Source organism: Trinickia sp. LjRoot230, assembly GCF_964253315.1.
GTDB lineage: Bacteria > Pseudomonadota > Gammaproteobacteria > Burkholderiales > Burkholderiaceae > Trinickia.
Genome location: NZ_CAXUQX020000002.1, coordinates 744606 through 761091, shown reverse-complemented (window position 1 = coordinate 761091; position 16486 = coordinate 744606). Strand labels below are relative to the sequence as shown.

Below are 16486 nucleotides of genomic sequence, written 5' to 3'. Positions count from 1 at the left end.
GGCGCTGCACGTGCCCTCGTCGGCCGCGCGAAGCCTAAATGCGAAACAACGAAACATCGAATACGGAATAGCCATGCTCGACGCGAATCTCAAGACCCAGCTGAAAACCTACTTGGAAAAAGTCACGCGACCGATTGAGATCGTCGCGTTCATCGACGACTCTGCCAAATCGCAAGAACTGCTCGCGTTGTTGAACGACATCGCATTGCTGTCCGAACGGGTTGCTGTAATCGAGCGCCGCGACGATGACGCACGTAAGCCATCGTTTTCGATCGGAGAGCCCGGCAAAGTAGCCGGCATTCGGTTCGCGGGCCTCCCGATGGGACATGAGTTCACTTCGCTCGTGCTGGCATTGCTGCAGGTCGGCGGGCATCCCGTGAAGCTCGATCAGGCTGTGATCGACCAGATACGAGAGTTGGATGGCGAGTACGAGTTCGAAACATATTTCTCGCTGAGTTGCCAGAATTGCCCCGAGATCGTGCAGGCGCTGAACGTGATGGCGTTGATCAACCCGCGCATTCGTCATATTGCGATCGACGGTGCGCTCTTTCAGAACGAAGTCGAATCGCGCCAGGTCATGGCCGTGCCGACGATGTTTCTGAATGGCGCCGTCTTCGGCCAGGGCCGCAGCGGCGTGAAGGAAATTCTCGCGAAGCTCGATAGTAATGCAGGCGCCAAAGCGTCCAAGGCGCTCGAAAACAAGCCGGTATTCGACATGTTGATCGTCGGCGGCGGGCCCGCGGGCGCGGCTGCCGCGATCTATGCGGCGCGTAAGGGTATCACCACGGGCGTGGCTGCGGAGCGATTCGGTGGGCAGGTACTCGATACGCTCGCAATCGAGAATTTTGTTTCGGTGCAGGAAACCGAGGGGCCAAGGTTTGCCACCGCCCTCGAGGAGCACGTGAAGCAATATGAAGTGGATATCATGGACGCGCAGCGCGCGCAGGCGCTGATCCCTGGGGCCATCAACGCAGTGCGCCTCGCGAACGGCGCCGTGCTGCGGGCAAAAACTATCGTGCTTGCGACGGGTGCGCGCTGGCGAGAGATCGGCGTGCCCGGCGAGCGCGAGTATCGCAATCGCGGCGTAGCGTACTGCCCGCATTGCGATGGCCCGCTTTTCAAGGGCAAGCGCGTGGCGGTCATTGGCGGCGGAAATTCCGGCGTCGAAGCCGCGATCGATTTGGCGGGCATCGTCCACGAGGTGACACTGCTCGAATACGGCGAAAGCTTGCGCGCCGACGAAGTGCTGCAACGTAAATTGCGCAGCCTGCCCAACGTGACGGTGCTTACGCGGGCCGAGACGACCGAAATCGAGGGCGACGGCAAGCGGGTGATAGCAATTGCTTATCGGGATTTGCGCTCGGGCGTCGCGAAGCGTGTCGAGCTCGAAGGCGTGTTCGTGCAAATCGGCCTTGTGCCCAACACCGAATGGTTGAAAGACACAGTGGCACTTTCGGCGCACGGCGAAATCGTGGTCGACGCAAAGGGTGCGACGTCAGTGCCCGGCGTGTTTGCCGCCGGTGACGTCACGACCACACCTTTCAAACAAATCGTGATTGCGGTAGGGGACGGCGCGAAAGCATCGCTCGGTGCCTTCGATTACCTGATCCGTAGTACTCCTGAACAATCGGCGAGCGAGCAAACAGTGGCGGAGGCCGAACTCGCTCAGGCCTGAGCATTGACCGCACATGGGCGACGGAAACTCAACTCCAGTCGTCCATGTCGTGCTTGATGGTGTGGCGATTGGCGATCAGCGTCTCGACGTTGGGCTCATTGTTCATGGCTCGTTCGATTGCAAGCTTGGTCGCTTCGTAGTTGGTCCGGTACATGTCTTTCTTGTCGAGGTTCGTATCCGTGGCGCAGCGCGGATCGATCCACACGAGACTGATCATGCAAAGTTCGTTGGCCAGCGCCTTCGGCAAGATGCCGTCGGTCAGGCAATCAACGATCGCATCGGCCGTTGCCGACTGCACGACGCCACCGAATAGCTCGATCGTGGTCATGTCTTTGAGCGTAACCTTCGGCACCATGATCGTGGCCGGCCGCACCAGTTGGTTGCAAGCTCGAATGACGAACATTGCCGTGTGGCCCTTGCTCTGCGCCATCATGTTGGCGAACGCGTGCCCGACGGGCCCGTCGACGCGTCCAATCAGAATTTCCGGCATGGCATCGGTTGCCTGCCCCGGTGCGGCGAAAACCGTTGCTTCGCCGGCGCGAAACGTCAGATCGGTGGCCATATGAGTGCTCCTTCGAGATAGCGTGGCAGTGATTGTCATGAACGAAGGAGCCAGCGAATGCAAGCTTGATGCCGGCTCGGCGCGAGCCGCTGGCCGTATCGCCTGGAACGGGCAAGACGCATAGTGTTCGCGTTTCGTTACACATTGACCCATGCGCGGTGGTGTGGGTTACCGCTCGCCGCTACGTTCCGATCACGTGAAGCACGATATCGCGCGTGTGCGGATGCCTCCGATGCTCGAACACATAGATGCCCTGCCAGGTACCCAGCACGGGTTGCCCACGTTCCACCGGCACGCACAGATGCGTTTGCGTCAACGCGGTGCGTAAATGCGCGGGCATGTCATCAGGGCCTTCGGTGTCGTGCTCGTAGCGCTGCGCGTCTTCGGGGGCGAGCGTCGAGAAATAACGCTCGATGTCGCGACGCACAGATGGGTCGGCATTTTCCTGCATGAGTAACGAGGCCGACGTATGACGGCAAAAAAGCGTGAGCAGGCCCATGTCGATCGACTGCCGCTCGACAAAACGGCGAACCTGCGCGGTGATCTCGACGAGCCCGAGGCCCCGCGTATCGACGCTTAAATGTTCAAGTGCTTGACGGGTCATGGAGCCTCCCTCGAATTCGAATCGAGTATGCATTTGAAGCGTGCAGGGATACAGGATAAGACAAAGGCATAAGGCGAAGTCACACGACAAAAATCGAAAACGATCTTGCAATCGGTTCGATGCGGCGGCTTTCGTGCGGCAAGCCGCAGGTTCGCAAGGATGGCTACGAGGCAGCGACAGCGATGCGATAAAGCGCACCTTCCTTTCACGTTTGCGGGAGCGTCATGAAGCTGCCAGCTGTCAACAGAATTTTTCACCGGGACGCGCTGGAAAACGCGAGTGGTGCCGACGAGCAAGACCGTGCGCCCCGCGTCGACGGCGCAGCGCAGCCGATCAAGCGCACTCTCGCGAGTCGGCTGGAAGGTCTCAAGGCTGCTACATTGACTGCGCCGTCCGCGCATCGCTTTCGTACGGCGGACCGGGCGCCGTCGATGGAAGTACGTGTCGACGAAATATGCCGATTCGCCGCGTTGCTTCCGCTGCGCCCCGCGAACAAGCAGCGCTCCGATGTCACGATGATCCTGCGCCGTTTCGTTGTATCGCCCAAGCCCGTGACGTTAGGCCCGATCGACTTTGAGTTGCAAGCCAAGCCGCTCGCGGTCCTCGCACGTCAACTGGGCAAGTTGGCGCCTGAAATCCGCTTCGACACTTTCTCGCAGGTAGAGTATCGGTTCGTCAAGCTCGTCGAGTTTTACCTGGAGCGGGTGGAAGAACCGACTCTCAAGGCCGTTATGGGCCTATGCCATGTCCGCGACGCATTGGCGGAGCAAATACCTCAACTCCCGGAGGACACGCGAAACCTCGCCGCTCACGGCCTGATGACATCGGCGATCGCCGGCGTGATCAAAAGAATGCCCGAGTCGCCTATTAGCGAGAAAGTGGGGGCGTCTTTGCTGCTGAGAGCGGGCAACGTGCAAATCAGCCAATACGGAGGTGATGGCCAGTCGGCGGCCCGATCATTTCGAACAAGCAACGACGACCTGCAGTAGCGCGTCCTGGCCAGACGGGTTCTGAAAGAACGCCTCCATGCTCGCATGCTCGTCGTTCGTCATCTGCTGTACGCATGCGTTGTCATATGCATGCCGTTTGACAGAGGCCGCACGTGCGAGCAACACAAGCGCCAGCGCGAACGCTGCCAGCGCAACGAATAGGGCGAGCGCCCAATGTTTGGCGGCCGCCGACGACATGGATGGCGGCTTTGTCGGGCAGGCAATGCCCGATCTGTCTTGCGAGGAACGATTCATGGCAGCTCGGTCGGATGGGGGTCTTCATTCGCGCCGATACTGCGCTAACGACTACAATACGAAAAGTTGAATTTCATAACGCTGTGATTCAGTTTTTCTGAATCGGGGGAATCGCCGTGCGGGAGATCAGCCTTGACCGCTTGCGCACGCTCGTCGCTATTGCCGATTGCGGGTCTTTTGCGCAAGCGGCGCGCGATCTGCATCTCGCGCCGCCTACGGTCAGTCTGCATATTGCTGACCTCGAAGACCGGGTGGGGGCGCCGCTGTTACTACGTAAGCGCGGCGAAGTTCGTCCGTCGGCCATCGGCGAGACGCTTGTGATTCACGCGCGGCGCTTGCTCGCCGAGGCAGATCACGCACTAGACGACGTTCAGCGGCAGGCGCAGGGGCTTGGCGGACGCGTGCGCCTGGGTGCGTCGACAGGAGCGATTGCCCATTTGTTGCCGCGAGCATTGGAACGCTTGAGCCGCGATCACGCTCACATCGACGTGCAGATCGCTGTCATGACATCGCAGGCGACGCTGAATGGGCTCGCGCGCGGCACACTCGATGTCGGGCTCGTCACGTTGCCGCAGGCGTGCGCGGCACGAGGGCTGTCGATCAAGCCGTGGCGCCGCGATCCGGTGATGGCCTTCGTGCCAGCCTCATGGCCATGCCCCGCATCCGTTACCCCGAAGTGGCTTGCGGCACGGCCGCTGATTCTCAACGATGCGACGACGCGCTTGTCGCGCTTGACGGCCGAGTGGTTCGCTGCCGCGGGCGAAGCGCCTTCTGCGCGCATCAAGCTCAATTTCACCGATGCGATCAAGAACCTCGTCGCCGCCGGTTACGGGGCGGCGCTGCTGCCGCACGAGCCGAGCGCGCCTGCGCCCGATTCGCGCGTCCTGATGCGCGCGCTGCGTCCGCCGCTGTGGCGGGAACTGGGTATTGCGCACCGGTCCGGCACTATCGAGCCGGCCACGCAGATCGTGCTCGATGTGCTGTGGGGGCTTCGCATCAGCCGAAACAGTCAAAAGCCTTGAGTGGCCGATATTTCACCCCACCGGCGTTTCGCCTTCGCCGGGGTTTCGTCCTGGCTTGTCTGCTGGAGATTGCTTGCGCTGAGCGTCGCCGCGATCGGGCATGCGGCTTTTTTCGTTGTCATTGTGCTGCGCGGGCTTCGGGTGCTTGAAATCGGCTGGCTGCGAGTTATCCGTTGCTTTGTTCATGGTGGGGCTCCATTGCTCCGTTAAAGGCGGGTACTAAAAACACCCAGCAATCGCCGCGCCCGGATGTCATTCGTCCGCGAGCAGGCGCGTGTTCGTCTCCGGCATCAATGTTGCGCGTCGTGCCCTATGAAACGGGTGATATGGCGCGACGATGCTCCGTGAACGACACGGGACGGCTTTCGGGGGAAGCACATGTTGGAACCTATTGGTCAAAGCGGGGCGACGGATAGCAGCGAAACGCGGGATCGAAGCGCGCCGCTTGACCGAAAAACGGCACCTTCACCGACCCGGCAATCCTCACCGCTGCTCGAGTGGTCGCTCGACCCGGCTCGGCATATTCGCCCGCCTGCGCAGGCATTGTCGGTCGCGCTGCGTCGTCCCGCGAAGTTGACGCTCGCCGACGTGACCGACGCGCAGCACGCGGCGATTAGTGCATACGGGTCGTGTATTGCGCGAGAGAGAATACCTGCCGCGGATTGTTGGATGATTCTGCCTGGCCGCGATTTCGAGGCGCTTGCACGCGAGATGTATCGAAGATATGACGGTCCGAGCCAGCCGGAGCAGGATGTGAGCGAAATGGATGGGGCGTCGTTCCTCAGCGGTTCGCCTCTCACGGGAAGCCGGCCGCTGATTCTATTGCGCGAGACGCCGTTTAATCGTGTCACGTCGGTGCCGTTGCACGAACTGCTTCATTGCTTGGGCACGCTGGCTTTCTGGCAAGCAATTCAAGCGCTTCAGCGCTGGCTGCCCGTCGATTTGATGGAGGGCATCACTGAATATTTGAATTGGCGCGTGAGCGGCGTCGGCAAGCCGATCGGTGTCGAATTTCCGTTTCAGGAACATGCGAAGCGCAGTGGCGGATTGAACACTTATACAAAGGCTGGAATCGTTGCGGAACGCATTGCGCACGAAATTGGCGCGCCGATGCTCGCCAGTGCGTACCTCGCCGACGGTGCCGACGATGCGATCGATCGGCTACGGCAGACGGTGAATATTCTCGTGGAAGATGGAGATCTGTTCGATCTGATCGATTAGCGCTTGCAACCCGGCTCTTCTTTTTATATAGATGTCTTCGCCTCAAGGCCTTGAAGAAAATGAACGAAATACGCCGACCGAATCCAGGCTCGCCGGGGCCCGATGCCAGCGATCGCGGGTCCGAATCAACACCGCCTTCGACATCGCCTCGCGCAATGCTACCTCCGACTGCCGCGGGCGCGCTTGAGGATTTGCAACGGGCGCGCCCCGCTCACTCTGCAAAGGGTGCGCCGCCACAGGTTCGTGCTGTGGGCGCGAATTCGGGCGCCGATGGTTCGGCATTGCCCGCCGATGTCATGCGAGAGATCGACGATATCGTGCATTACTTGGCGGTCGAGTCCGTAGTGGCTGCTGAACTCGGGAAGCCGCAATCGCCGGTAAGCGATGTGTGGGAAAAGCTCGAGACGATCGACTCGATGCGCAGGAAGCTAGGCGATTCGCAGCTCGGTGCACTGAGGAAACGTCTTTCGGACGCTATCGATGGATCGTCCCATTCGCGCGAGGATGCGGAGCTGCTGCGCAAGGTCGTGTCGGCGATAACCCAACAAACCGGGGGGGCATCACTGCGCCGAGTGATGGCGGAGATCACGTTCGAACGTTTGCAGTTGCCAGATCTTGATCTGGACCCCACTGGGCGCACGGTTCCCGATTCGCGGTATTTCAATAGTGCGCTCGTTCCGCTTGCCGAAGTCGCCTACGATCACGATCCGGTGGGGCGTACGCTGCTTTGGAACGGAGCCTGCAGATTATTTCCAGGAGCCGGCCGCCCAGAGAGGCTTCGATCGGCCATGTTTTCTTTGCCGAAAGACTCGGGGCTTACCTCTGCCATGGATTTTTATTTGGCTGTGGACGCGTTGAAACTCGACGAACCGGTCACCGACGAGATGGTCGAGGACATGCGCCGAAAAGCAGACGGCTCTTGACGATGGCCGGGGTGGCAATCTGGACCGAATCAATCTGCGTATTTTGTCTCGCCGAGCGGCTGGAAGTTCGTCGGCGCCGCAGGCAGGAAAGACGTCAAAGCCTTGACGACCAAGGCCAATTAATCGATTAGCAGTACTAAGTATGCGCCGCGCACAAACCGCGCGCGCCGCCTTTCATCCCGAGATGTCATTCGACATCTCGCACGTGCGCTGCCAACCCAAAGTGCGGTCCGCCGATTCAAGGTTGCGGATCGGCGTGGTAGCCCATACGCTCCGAGATAGCGGAGCCCGCGTGCTTGAGTAGTGCAACGTAGTGCGCTTTCGTGTCGGCGCCGCAGCGCATGGTCGGAAACGAAATCGACAGCCCAGCGATGACGTGTCCAAAGCGATCGAAAACCGGCACGGCGATGCAAAACAGCCCTTCTTCCTGCTCTTCATTGTCTTCGGCATAGCCGCGCTCGCGCACGTGCGGCAAAATGCTCATCACAGCGTCGGCGGATGACAGCGTCTTCGGCGTGGACTTTTTGAACTCGACATGCGCAAGCGCTTGGCGTGCCTCCTCGCGCGGCATCCACGCCAGCAGTACCTTGCCAATGGCCGTGCTGTAAAGCGGATTACGCCGGCCGATGCGAGACTGCATCCGCAGCCCGTAGTCCGCGTCGATCTTATGGATGTAGATGATATGGTCTTCGTCGAATGCGCCGAGGTGTACCGCTTCGCGCGTCAATTGCCCGATGCGCCGCATTTCGATATCGGCCTCGCGCACGAGGTCAACGTTTTCGAGCGCCTGGGCGCCGAGTTCAAACAGGCGGATCGTCAGCCTGTAGCGGTCCGTCTCGCCTTCTTGCGAAACATAGCCAAGCGCTTTGAGGGTTTGCAGAAAGCGATGAACGGTGGTCTTCGACATACCGAGCCGCTGTGACAGCTCGCTTATCCCGATCTGCCCGCACTCGCCGAGCGCTGCGAGGATGACGAACACTTTGCCGACCGCCGAAACCGATTCCGCCTTTTCGCCCGCTGTCACTTCGTGCTCCGCATGTGTTTCTCGCCGGTCCTCGACGTTACGGTTGTTCCGAGTGGGCCTTGCTTTCATCGATGAAACGTCCATAAAGCGTTGAGTTTGCCGAGAGCATAACGCGTTCGCTTGCTGAGCAAGCTCATCGCGCCAGCCAGCCGCCATCCACCGCCAGCGTGTGACCGTGCACATAATCGGACGCCGCGGAAGCGAGAAACACGACCGGGCCTGCGAGATCCTCGGGCAATCCCCAGCGTCCGGCGGGAAGGCGCCCCAGAATTTCGTCGTTGCGTTGGGCGTCGCTGCGCAGCGGTGCTGTATTGTTCGTCGCCATATACCCTGGCGCAATGGCGTTGACGTTGACGCCGTGCGCTGCCCATTCGTTGGCGAGCAAGCGCGTGAGCCCTTGCACGCCGCTTTTCGAGGCCGTATAGGACGCCACCCGCACGCCGCCTTGAAACGAGAGCATCGACGCGATGTTGATGATCTTGCCGCGTCCGCCCTGTTTGACGAATTGGCGAGCCACCGCTTGCGACAGAAAAAATACGCTCTTGAGATTGAGATCGACGACGGCATCCCAGTCTGCCTCGGTGAACTCCAGTGCATCGCCACGACGGATGATGCCGGCGTTGTTGACGAGGACATCAATACGCCCGAACGCTTCGACGGCTGAATGCACGATATCGGCGATCGGTTCGATCGATGAAAGATCGGCTCGAATGTCGACGAAGCGCCGGCCGGCCGCTTCCACCCGACGCAGTGTGTCGGCGGGCGCCGCACGATTGACACCGACGATGTTGCAGCCCGACTCTGCCAGTGCGATTGCCATTGCCGCACCGAGGCCCGTGTTGCAACCCGTGACGATAGCGACCTTGCCGGTCAGATCGAATATCGCGCTCATCGCAGGTCGGCCACTGCGACGTGGTCCATATCTTTGAAAACCTGGTTTTCGCCGACCATGCCCCAAATGAAGGCATAAGCGCGCGTGCCGACGCCCGAGTGAATCGACCAACTGGGCGAAATCACGGCCTGTTCGTTGTGAACGAGGACGTGACGTGTCTCTTGCGGTTCGCCCAGCATATGGAAAACGGCTGCGTCGTCGGATAACCCAAAGTAGAAATACACTTCCATGCGCCGTTCATGCGTATGGCAGGGCATGGTGTTCCACAGATTGCCGGGTTCGAGCTTCGTCATGCCCATCGACAGCTGGCAAGTGGGCAGGACCTCCGGCACGATGAATTTGTAAATCGTGCGCCGGTTGCTCGTGGCAGGGTCCCCCAAAGTCTCGGGCGATGCCTGCGTCAGCGTGATCGTACGCGTCGGGTAGCGCGTATGAGCCGGTGCGCAGTTGAGATAGAACTTCGCAGGCTGCGCAACATCGACGCTACCGAACGTGACGGCCTGCGTACCTTGGCCGATGTAGATGGCCTCTTCGGTGCCGACCGGGTAGCGCTCGCCGTCCGCTTCGACCCAGCCATCGCCGCCGATATTGATCGCACCGAGTTCGCGACGCTCGAGCAGGTGGCTCACGCCCATCGCTTGGCCAATGGAGCCGGGTACCTCGACTGGCCGCGCAACGGGCCAAGCACCGCCGATGATGATGCGATCGATATGACTGTAGGTGAGCGCGAGCGCGTCGGGCATGAACACCCGATCGACGAGAAAATGCCGGCGCAGCCCCGCGGTATCGAGTGTCTTTGCGTGCTCGCTGTGAATGCCCTGCCTGACTTCCATACGATCTCTCCATTGAACGATGAAGGCGCCGTCGCGCCGCGCTGTGCCGTGCGACCTTCCGACTCTGGCCGCATTGAAACACAAATTTCGTAAATTCGGAACGGTGATCCGATAAGTGAAAGTGGCATACGCTGGCATGTTGATGCAGAAAGCTAGTCGCAAAACAGAGGTACGGGTTAACGACGACATGCATCAAATCAGAAAACGGAATATCGTTCCGATTCGAAATGTTTTCGCACGAAGACGAACACACATAACTGGACTCGCGAGTCCACGGAGGAGACGTGAAGCTTAAAAGGGCGATTGATCGTATTCCTGGCGGACTGATGTTGGTCCCGATGTTGCTGGGCGCTTGCCTTCATACTTTTGCGCCGAATTCGGGCAAATATTTTGGCTCGTTCACCAACGGCCTGATTGCGGGCACGGTGCCCATTCTTGCTGTCTGGTTCTTTTGCATGGGGGCGACGATCGACCTGCGCGCAACCGGCGTGGTGCTGCGCAAGTCGGGCACGCTCGTGCTGACGAAGATCGCCGTTGCATGGCTTGTCACCGGTATCGCGGCGCAATTCATTCCCGATGACGGCATCAAGACGGGCGTGCTCGCCGGATTGTCGCTGTTGGCCATTACCGCATCGATGGACATGACCAACGGTGGCCTCTATGCAGCCGTCATGCAGCAATACGGTACGAAGGAAGAGGCGAGTGCGTTCGTGCTGATGTCGATCGAATCGGGGCCGCTCGTCAGCATGTTCATTTTGGGCGCCACCGGGGTTGCGGTCTTCGAGCCGCGCCTTTTCGTCGGAGCGGTTCTACCGTTTCTGATCGGTTTTGTGCTGGGAAATCTCGATAGCGAACTGCGCGAATTGTTCGGTCGCTGCGTGCACCCGTTGATTCCGTTCTTCGGCTTCGCGCTTGGCAACGGCATCGATTTGCATGTCATTGCGAAGAGCGGCGTACCTGGTTTGTTGCTCGGCTTGACCGTGATTGTCGTGACCGGCATTCCGCTGATGTTGGCCGATAAGTTCATCGGTGGCGGCAATGGCGGAGCTGGTCTCGCCGCCTCGTCCACTGCGGGAGCGGCGGTGGCCAACCCCTCGATCATCGGAGAAATGGTGCCGAGCCTAAAGCCGCTCGTGCCGGCTGCGACCGCCCTCGTGGCAACGGCGTGCCTGGTCACCGCTATTCTCGTTCCGATTCTCGCGGCCATGTGGATGCGCCGTGCGGGCGGAGGTCAAGCCGCGACCAGCGGCGCAGCGGTGCCACAGCCGCAATCGCAACCGCATGCGGTGGGGCAAGACGGGCATTTCTGAACCGAATCAAAAGGAGAACGATACATGTTGGCAACGAAATTCTTTCGACACGGAATGGGCGCCTTGGCGGCAACGGCCTTCATGACGGCTTCTCTCGTCGCCCATGCTGCGTCGGAGACCGAGGAGACTGCCGCGGTGGCGAAGGCGGTCGAAACGATGCGTACGGCCATGCTCGCCAGCGACGGCGCGGCACTCGGGAAATTGGTCGAGAACGATTTGACGTACGGTCATTCGTCTGGGCGTATCCAGGATAAGGCGGCATTCCTGAAAGAGCTCGACGGTACGCATTCGTTCAAGTCGCTATCGTTATCTAATCAGACGATTAACGTGGTTGGCGATGATGCGGTCGTGCGCCATATTTTCGATTCGGAAAATAATCAACCCGATGGCAAGATAACCAACGCGCACATAGGCGTTGTGCAAGTTTGGAAAAAGCACCAGGACGGCTGGCGTTTATTGGCGCGGCAAGCCTATTCGTTGCCCAAGCAATGACGGGAAGGCGAAATATTCCGTAACCGCTTTTTGAGCCTGATCGACTATCCTTTAACCGTCCTTTCGAATGCCGCTACGCTCCATTTGGTGGGCGGCTCAAATGCGGAGGTGGTCGATCATGAATGCTTTACTTCGAACTGTCGCTATTTCATCTGCGCTTGTTGTGCCGGCTATCGTTTTGGCGCAGCCATCCAACCAGCCTGTTAGCCGCGACCAAGTTCGCACGGAACTGCGCCAACTCGAGGAAGCCGGCTATCGCCCGGGTGTCGCCGACGACGCCCAGTATCCGAACGACCTGCAGGCCGCAGAGGCGCGTGCAGCCGGCAAGAACGAAATGGGAGAGAGCACAACCGGTGTCGGCGGAACGCGCGGCGGTGCATCGCAATCGGGGCGCCCTATGCCGTCTGTTTCCGAGCCTGAGCCTGAGTCCGCACCGCAAATGATGCGCGGGCACAGCGCGCATTGAGCCCCTCTTGAGCGCACCGCGCGCGGTTTGATTGCGCGCGGTGCCAACTGCACGTAGTCACGCTACGTGATCAATACAAATACATAACAATAATCTTTCTATTTTATTTCCGATGTCGGAATGGAATACCAACGGTCAACGCGCAATCGGTTTTATTTACATCCCACTCGCTTAAGCCAAACAAGTCGTAATCCCAATCCATTGAACATTGTTTACCATTTGTTACCTTGACAAAATGAAACGCGAAATCTAGTTTCATTAACGTCTCAACTCGATAATTAGGCCTACTAACAATAGTAGTGGTAAAGAACTGAGATCAAGCGTTTTTGAATAAAACGCATGGTGGCGTGCGTGCTTTCGTTGCTGGAAACAACGGGCCCGGTATCGGCTTGTCCGTTATCGGTGCTTTTCGACCAGGAAGGATAGACATGAAACCGGACCGTAACTCGGCAGTCGGCTGCGATGGCCTTTGGGGCCGCGCAGTGTGGGTAGGCGTGTTAGTCATTGGAGCGATGACGCTCTCCGCTTGCGGGGGCGGCGATGGGGCTTCTTCGGCAACGGGCGTAGCACGGCAAGCGACACCAAACGCAAGCCAATTGGCGAATCAATCTCAAACCGTCAATCGGCCTTATACCGATCCAATTGCTTATTCGCTACGTGCAAAGGATGGTTTGGACCCATCACAAGTCGCGGAAAAAGCGGCCGTCATGCATTATCAATGGGCATCCGGCCAAACCACGCTTAATTACACGACGACGACCGGCCATTTGACGGCGTCCGATGCGAACGGCCAGCCCGAGGCAACGATGTCTTACGTTGCCTATACCGTGCCGAGCTCAACGGGCACGCCTCGCCCCGTCACGTTCTTTTACAACGGTGGTCCTGGTTCGTCCTCGATTTGGCTGCGCCTTGGGTCCTTCGCGCCGACGCGTGTCGCGACGCCCGACCCGCTGCTGACCAACTGGCCGAATTTCCCGCTCGTGAACAACGAGCAAAGCCTGCTCGATACGACGGATATGGTCTTTATCGATCCGCCCGGAACAGGCCTCTCCGAGGCCGTCCTGCCGAATACGAATCAAACGTTCTGGGGTTGCGATTCGGACGTCAGCGTCATGCGCGATTTCATCCGGCGATACCTTGCAGCGAATAACCGCAGCGATTCGCCCATCTATTTGTACGGCGAATCGTACGGCACCCCGCGGACCGACATGCTTGCGCTCGCGCTCGAATCCGCTGGTGTGCATCTGACCGGCATTGTGCTGCAGTCGTCGATTCTCAACTACTTCGCCGATTCGGTGGAAGCCGTCGCCATTACGAATTCGACCAGTGCACTTGCGCTCGATACGGACACGTTGAGCGGCTACTTGCCGGGCTATGCGCTGGTGGCGGCGTATTACAACCAGGTGCAGCCGGCACCGGTGGATCAGTCGTTGTACGCGATGCAGGTTGAAATGTTCGTGACTGCCGAATACCGACGTTTCCGAAAATACGCGCAGACGTGGGTACTCAGCCAGTTGGGCATCCCCGATGCGTTGGGTAAGCCTGTGTTGCCGAGTCAGCAAACGCTCGCGTCCTGGACCTGGGGCTCGGGCATGACGATGCAGGCGCTTAGCGGTTACTTCAACATCAATCCGTTCTTCATGACGCTCGTGCCCGGCACGACGATCGGCCGGTACGACGGACGCGTGTCGCTGCCGAACTCCGACCCGAGGCTGCAAGCGGATTCCGACCCTTCGGACATCCTGATCGCCCAGCCCTTCACGACGACGTTGCAAACACAGTTGCCGAATTACCTCGGTTATTCGGCGCCTAATGCGACGTACATGCCGCTCAACGACGAGATCATCCAGGTGTGGGATTTCTCGCACGACGGCCAACCGTTGCCCGACACAGTGCCGGACTTGCTGGCTGCGCTGACCCTCAACCCGCAACTGAAGGTGCTGGCCGAAAACGGCTTCCACGATTTGGCCACACCGTTCTTCAGTACCGAGAAGGAACTGGCGCGATTGCAGACAGTGCCCGGGCTTCATCCGAACCTGCAAGTCAATTTCTTCCAGGGTGGCCACATGACGTATCTCGACGATACCGCGCGTCCACAGATGAAGACGCAACTCGTCGACTTCTACCAAGGCCAATGGATTCCGGGCGCGCTCGGATTATGGATGTTGCCGCCTCCGTGGCGTGACGAAAGCCCGGTGGAAACGCCGAGCGCTACGGCACTTAATGCGGCACTGTAGCCCGCCACCGCGGTTACTTCGGACTCCTATTTATCGCGAGCTCAATCATGTCCTTATTCGATACATTGCGGCGTGTCTTCGCGTTGATCGTGTTTTCCACCGTGGCTGCCGAGGCTAGTGCTGCGGGCCTGCAAGCCGTGGCGCCGGTTAGGTTGCCGAACCACGGTGTGGGCGTCGACGGTCCGTTTTTCCCGCGTACGCGGGTAGCGCCTGTTGCACCGACCACGGGCACCGCGCTCCAGCAGCAGGCGCAGCTGCGTTTGGAGGTGCGCCTCGGCGCTAACACTGTGCTGAGCAACGGCGCAGCGGTTACCAAGGCGCAGGCGCAAAGCAACAATCTTGGTTTCATCGCCAAGCATTTCGACGAGATCGACAGCGCACATACGGGCCGTATCTCGATGAACGATGTCAGGCAGTATCTGCAACGCAAACAGCGCCAATAAACGACGGTGCGTCAGTCGGACGACGGACCGGGTATGCCCGGTCCGTTGCTTTCGTGTCCCAGTCGTAATCCGATCAATTGACCAAGCCGCTGTCGTTGCTGGCCGTTCGTATCGAAATTCTTGGGTGCGAGCCATGCTTGGAGGGCTGATTTGATCGCCGGCCATTCGGAGTCGATGATCGAATACCAGGCCGTGTCACGCGAGCGCTCTTTGTAGACGACGGCCTGGCGGAAAGTACCTTCATAACTGAAGCCGTACCGTTGCGCCGCTGCGCGCGACGGTGCATTGAGGCTGTCGCATTTCCATTCGAGACGCCGGTAACCGAGTTCATCGAACACGCGGCACATCAGCAAATACATGGCTTCGGTGGCGATGGTGGTGCGCTGCAGTCTGGGCGAATACGTCACGAAACCGACTTCAATCACGCCATTCGCGCAGTCGGCGCGCATCAGCGCGAAGGTGCCGACCGCCTCATTCGTGGCGCGCTCGACAATTGCATAGTGCTGCCGCTCTCCGCTTGCTGCCTCACGCACCAAATGAGCGCGCAGCGCATCTTCGTCGGCGAAAGGTCCGACGTTCAAATAAGTCCAATTGCGTCCATCGGGCGCAGCACTGAACGCAGCCCACAGCGCACCTGTATGGCGATTCGGGTCGAGCGGCTCGAGCCTGCAGGTATTCCCGCTCGTTGGCGTATGGGATGGGTAGGCACGGGCCGTCCAATCGGGCACGGCCGGACCGATCGGTTGGAAAAACTCGTTGATACGCGTGCCGCTCGGATCAGGGTTGAGGGTGTTCATTTTGTGCGCCCCGCTGCAGTTTTCCACTGACGCACATACTCGGGCGTCGCTATATGCGGCGTGCTCGCGATGGGCGGCTGTGGCGCCAATGCCATCGGCAACACGCCGGCCCATACCGGCAACGTCATGTCCGCTTCGTCATCATTCGGGCCTCCCGTGCGGACCTTGCACGATGCTTCGTCAAGCGAAATACGCAGCACCGTGGTTGCCGCCAGTTCTTTCGCATTACCGGGGCGAGCCTCGCGCGAACGTCCGGGCGCGATTGCCTCCATGAACGTATCGAGCGCGGTGATCTTGTGCGGTTCGGGCACACATTCGAAAGCGCCGTAGATGACGGCGGATCGATAGTTCATCGAATGATTGAACGCGGAGCGGGCAAGCACGAGTCCGTCCAAATGCGTGACGCTTACACATACCTGCTCACCTCGTGCGGCAAGCTTGATCAGCCGGCTGCCATTGGAGCCGTGCACGTAAAGATGATCGCCTTCGCGCCAGCAGGCCGTTGGGATACAGTGCACGCCCTCCGAGTCGGCGAAAGCGACGTGGCCGAGATAAGCGTCGTCGAGGATCGCATGCAACGTGGCGCGGTCGTACTGTCCGCGTTGCGGCACGCGGCGTACTCGGGTGCGGGTGGACGGAGGGATGGCTGCTTCATCGGTCGACATAAATGCGTCTCGGCAAGATCGAAAGTGCAAAGCATAGAAAAATCGTGGCACCATAGCTAGACCCACGATAACCCAA

Annotated in this window: 19 protein-coding genes; 10 read left to right on the top strand and 9 right to left on the bottom strand. The window is 59.5% G+C overall.

Annotated elements, in window-relative coordinates:
- The first annotated feature begins 73 nt into the window (after positions 1 to 73).
- Complete coding sequence (gene ahpF, locus ACSQ20_RS22475; RefSeq protein ID WP_436024364.1) at positions 74 to 1675, top strand: alkyl hydroperoxide reductase subunit F; 1602 nt, start codon at positions 74 to 76, stop codon at positions 1673 to 1675.
- Positions 1676 to 1703: 28 nt separating this feature from the next.
- Here ahpF and fae read toward each other — a convergent pair whose 3' ends face one another.
- Together fae and ACSQ20_RS22465 are read right to left on the bottom strand one after the other, a co-directional pair.
- Positions 1704 to 2237 carry a formaldehyde-activating enzyme gene (fae, locus tag ACSQ20_RS22470; RefSeq protein ID WP_436024362.1) on the bottom strand — a complete coding sequence of 178 codons (534 nt, stop codon included), beginning with the start codon at positions 2235 to 2237 and terminating at the stop codon, positions 1704 to 1706.
- 181 nt (positions 2238 to 2418) lie between these two features.
- Positions 2419 to 2841, bottom strand: a complete 423-nt coding sequence (locus ACSQ20_RS22465) for a secondary thiamine-phosphate synthase enzyme YjbQ (protein ID WP_436024360.1) — start codon at positions 2839 to 2841, stop codon at positions 2419 to 2421.
- Between the two features lie 224 nt (positions 2842 to 3065).
- Here ACSQ20_RS22465 and ACSQ20_RS22460 point away from each other — a divergent pair, with 224 nt between their 5' ends.
- Positions 3066 to 3830, top strand: a complete 765-nt coding sequence (locus ACSQ20_RS22460; RefSeq protein ID WP_436024358.1) for a hypothetical protein — start codon at positions 3066 to 3068, stop codon at positions 3828 to 3830.
- Here ACSQ20_RS22460 and ACSQ20_RS22455 read toward each other — a convergent pair.
- A complete protein-coding gene (locus ACSQ20_RS22455; protein ID WP_436024356.1) occupies positions 3798 to 4085 on the bottom strand; it encodes a hypothetical protein in 288 nt (95 codons plus the stop codon). The genes ACSQ20_RS22460 and ACSQ20_RS22455 overlap by 33 nt on opposite strands.
- 116 nt (positions 4086 to 4201) lie before the next feature.
- On the opposite strand from ACSQ20_RS22455, the gene ACSQ20_RS22450 reads away from it, so the two are divergent.
- Positions 4202 to 5107 carry a LysR family transcriptional regulator gene (locus ACSQ20_RS22450; protein WP_436024354.1) on the top strand — a complete coding sequence of 302 codons (906 nt, stop codon included), beginning with the start codon at positions 4202 to 4204 and terminating at the stop codon, positions 5105 to 5107.
- Positions 5108 to 5119: 12 nt separating this feature from the next.
- On the opposite strand, the gene ACSQ20_RS22445 is transcribed toward ACSQ20_RS22450, so the two are convergent.
- Positions 5120 to 5293, bottom strand: coding sequence for a hypothetical protein (locus ACSQ20_RS22445; RefSeq protein ID WP_436024352.1), 174 nt, complete (start codon positions 5291 to 5293; stop codon positions 5120 to 5122).
- 192 nt (positions 5294 to 5485) lie between these two features.
- Here ACSQ20_RS22445 and ACSQ20_RS22440 point away from each other — a divergent pair, with 192 nt between their 5' ends.
- Positions 5486 to 6328 (top strand): hypothetical protein, encoded by an 843-nt coding sequence (locus tag ACSQ20_RS22440; protein WP_436024350.1) that lies wholly within the window; start codon positions 5486 to 5488, stop codon positions 6326 to 6328.
- A 296-nt stretch (positions 6329 to 6624) separates the two neighbouring features.
- On the top strand, positions 6625 to 7251 hold the full coding sequence (locus tag ACSQ20_RS22435; protein ID WP_436024348.1) for a hypothetical protein: 627 nt from the start codon (positions 6625 to 6627) through the stop codon (positions 7249 to 7251).
- Between the two features lie 238 nt (positions 7252 to 7489).
- Here ACSQ20_RS22435 and kdgR read toward each other — a convergent pair whose 3' ends face one another.
- The 3 genes from kdgR to kduI form a co-directional block, all read right to left on the bottom strand.
- Entirely contained in the window at positions 7490 to 8344 is an 855-nt protein-coding gene (gene kdgR / locus ACSQ20_RS22430; protein ID WP_436024346.1) for a DNA-binding transcriptional regulator KdgR, read from the bottom strand.
- Between the two features lie 64 nt (positions 8345 to 8408).
- On the bottom strand, positions 8409 to 9167 hold the full coding sequence (kduD, locus tag ACSQ20_RS22425; RefSeq protein ID WP_436024344.1) for a 2-dehydro-3-deoxy-D-gluconate 5-dehydrogenase KduD: 759 nt from the start codon (positions 9165 to 9167) through the stop codon (positions 8409 to 8411).
- Positions 9164 to 10000 carry a 5-dehydro-4-deoxy-D-glucuronate isomerase gene (gene kduI / locus ACSQ20_RS22420; protein WP_436024342.1) on the bottom strand — a complete coding sequence of 279 codons (837 nt, stop codon included), beginning with the start codon at positions 9998 to 10000 and terminating at the stop codon, positions 9164 to 9166. The genes kduD and kduI overlap by 4 nt, the downstream gene beginning before the upstream one ends.
- 284 nt (positions 10001 to 10284) lie before the next feature.
- Between kduI and kdgT the strand changes: the two genes are divergently transcribed.
- From kdgT to ACSQ20_RS22395, 5 genes are all read left to right on the top strand, one after another.
- The gene (kdgT, locus tag ACSQ20_RS22415; RefSeq protein ID WP_436024340.1) at positions 10285 to 11310 is read left to right on the top strand and encodes a 2-keto-3-deoxygluconate transporter; all 1026 of its coding nucleotides are present in this window, start codon (positions 10285 to 10287) and stop codon (positions 11308 to 11310) included.
- 24 nt (positions 11311 to 11334) lie between these two features.
- Positions 11335 to 11802 (top strand): nuclear transport factor 2 family protein, encoded by a 468-nt coding sequence (locus tag ACSQ20_RS22410; RefSeq protein ID WP_436024338.1) that lies wholly within the window; start codon positions 11335 to 11337, stop codon positions 11800 to 11802.
- 118 nt (positions 11803 to 11920) lie between these two features.
- Positions 11921 to 12268 (top strand): DUF4148 domain-containing protein, encoded by a 348-nt coding sequence (locus tag ACSQ20_RS22405; protein ID WP_436024336.1) that lies wholly within the window; start codon positions 11921 to 11923, stop codon positions 12266 to 12268.
- 428 nt (positions 12269 to 12696) lie between these two features.
- A complete protein-coding gene (locus tag ACSQ20_RS22400) occupies positions 12697 to 14505 on the top strand; it encodes a S10 family serine carboxypeptidase-like protein (protein ID WP_436024334.1) in 1809 nt (602 codons plus the stop codon).
- Positions 14506 to 14552: 47 nt separating this feature from the next.
- Positions 14553 to 14948, top strand: coding sequence for a 2-oxoglutarate dehydrogenase (locus ACSQ20_RS22395; RefSeq protein WP_436024332.1), 396 nt, complete (start codon positions 14553 to 14555; stop codon positions 14946 to 14948).
- Between the two features lie 11 nt (positions 14949 to 14959).
- Here the strand turns inward: ACSQ20_RS22395 and ACSQ20_RS22390 are convergent, their stop codons facing one another.
- Positions 14960 to 15745, bottom strand: a complete 786-nt coding sequence (locus ACSQ20_RS22390; RefSeq protein WP_436024330.1) for a GNAT family N-acetyltransferase — start codon at positions 15743 to 15745, stop codon at positions 14960 to 14962.
- Complete coding sequence (locus ACSQ20_RS22385; protein WP_436024328.1) at positions 15742 to 16410, bottom strand: pyridoxamine 5'-phosphate oxidase family protein; 669 nt, start codon at positions 16408 to 16410, stop codon at positions 15742 to 15744. The genes ACSQ20_RS22390 and ACSQ20_RS22385 overlap by 4 nt, the downstream gene beginning before the upstream one ends.
- Positions 16411 to 16486: the final 76 nt, after the last annotated feature.

Excerpts from the sequence above, each read along its gene's own strand:
- ahpF (WP_436024364.1), top strand. The coding sequence starts at position 74 with ATGCTCGACGCGAATCTCAAGACCCAGCTGAAAACCTACTTGGAAAAA.
- fae (WP_436024362.1), bottom strand. The coding sequence starts at position 2,237 with ATGGCCACCGATCTGACGTTTCGCGCCGGCGAAGCAACGGTTTTCGCC.
- ACSQ20_RS22465 (WP_436024360.1), bottom strand. The coding sequence starts at position 2,841 with ATGACCCGTCAAGCACTTGAACATTTAAGCGTCGATACGCGGGGCCTC.
- ACSQ20_RS22460 (WP_436024358.1), top strand. The coding sequence starts at position 3,066 with ATGAAGCTGCCAGCTGTCAACAGAATTTTTCACCGGGACGCGCTGGAA.
- ACSQ20_RS22455 (WP_436024356.1), bottom strand. The coding sequence starts at position 4,085 with ATGAATCGTTCCTCGCAAGACAGATCGGGCATTGCCTGCCCGACAAAG.
- ACSQ20_RS22445 (WP_436024352.1), bottom strand. The coding sequence starts at position 5,293 with ATGAACAAAGCAACGGATAACTCGCAGCCAGCCGATTTCAAGCACCCG.
- ACSQ20_RS22440 (WP_436024350.1), top strand. The coding sequence starts at position 5,486 with ATGTTGGAACCTATTGGTCAAAGCGGGGCGACGGATAGCAGCGAAACG.
- ACSQ20_RS22435 (WP_436024348.1), top strand. The coding sequence starts at position 6,625 with ATGCGAGAGATCGACGATATCGTGCATTACTTGGCGGTCGAGTCCGTA.
- kdgR (WP_436024346.1), bottom strand. The coding sequence starts at position 8,344 with ATGAAAGCAAGGCCCACTCGGAACAACCGTAACGTCGAGGACCGGCGA.
- kduD (WP_436024344.1), bottom strand. The coding sequence starts at position 9,167 with ATGAGCGCGATATTCGATCTGACCGGCAAGGTCGCTATCGTCACGGGT.
- kduI (WP_436024342.1), bottom strand. The coding sequence starts at position 10,000 with ATGGAAGTCAGGCAGGGCATTCACAGCGAGCACGCAAAGACACTCGAT.
- ACSQ20_RS22410 (WP_436024338.1), top strand. The coding sequence starts at position 11,335 with ATGTTGGCAACGAAATTCTTTCGACACGGAATGGGCGCCTTGGCGGCA.
- ACSQ20_RS22405 (WP_436024336.1), top strand. The coding sequence starts at position 11,921 with ATGAATGCTTTACTTCGAACTGTCGCTATTTCATCTGCGCTTGTTGTG.
- ACSQ20_RS22400 (WP_436024334.1), top strand. The coding sequence starts at position 12,697 with ATGAAACCGGACCGTAACTCGGCAGTCGGCTGCGATGGCCTTTGGGGC.
- ACSQ20_RS22395 (WP_436024332.1), top strand. The coding sequence starts at position 14,553 with ATGTCCTTATTCGATACATTGCGGCGTGTCTTCGCGTTGATCGTGTTT.
- ACSQ20_RS22390 (WP_436024330.1), bottom strand. The coding sequence starts at position 15,745 with ATGAACACCCTCAACCCTGATCCGAGCGGCACGCGTATCAACGAGTTT.
- ACSQ20_RS22385 (WP_436024328.1), bottom strand. The coding sequence starts at position 16,410 with ATGTCGACCGATGAAGCAGCCATCCCTCCGTCCACCCGCACCCGAGTA.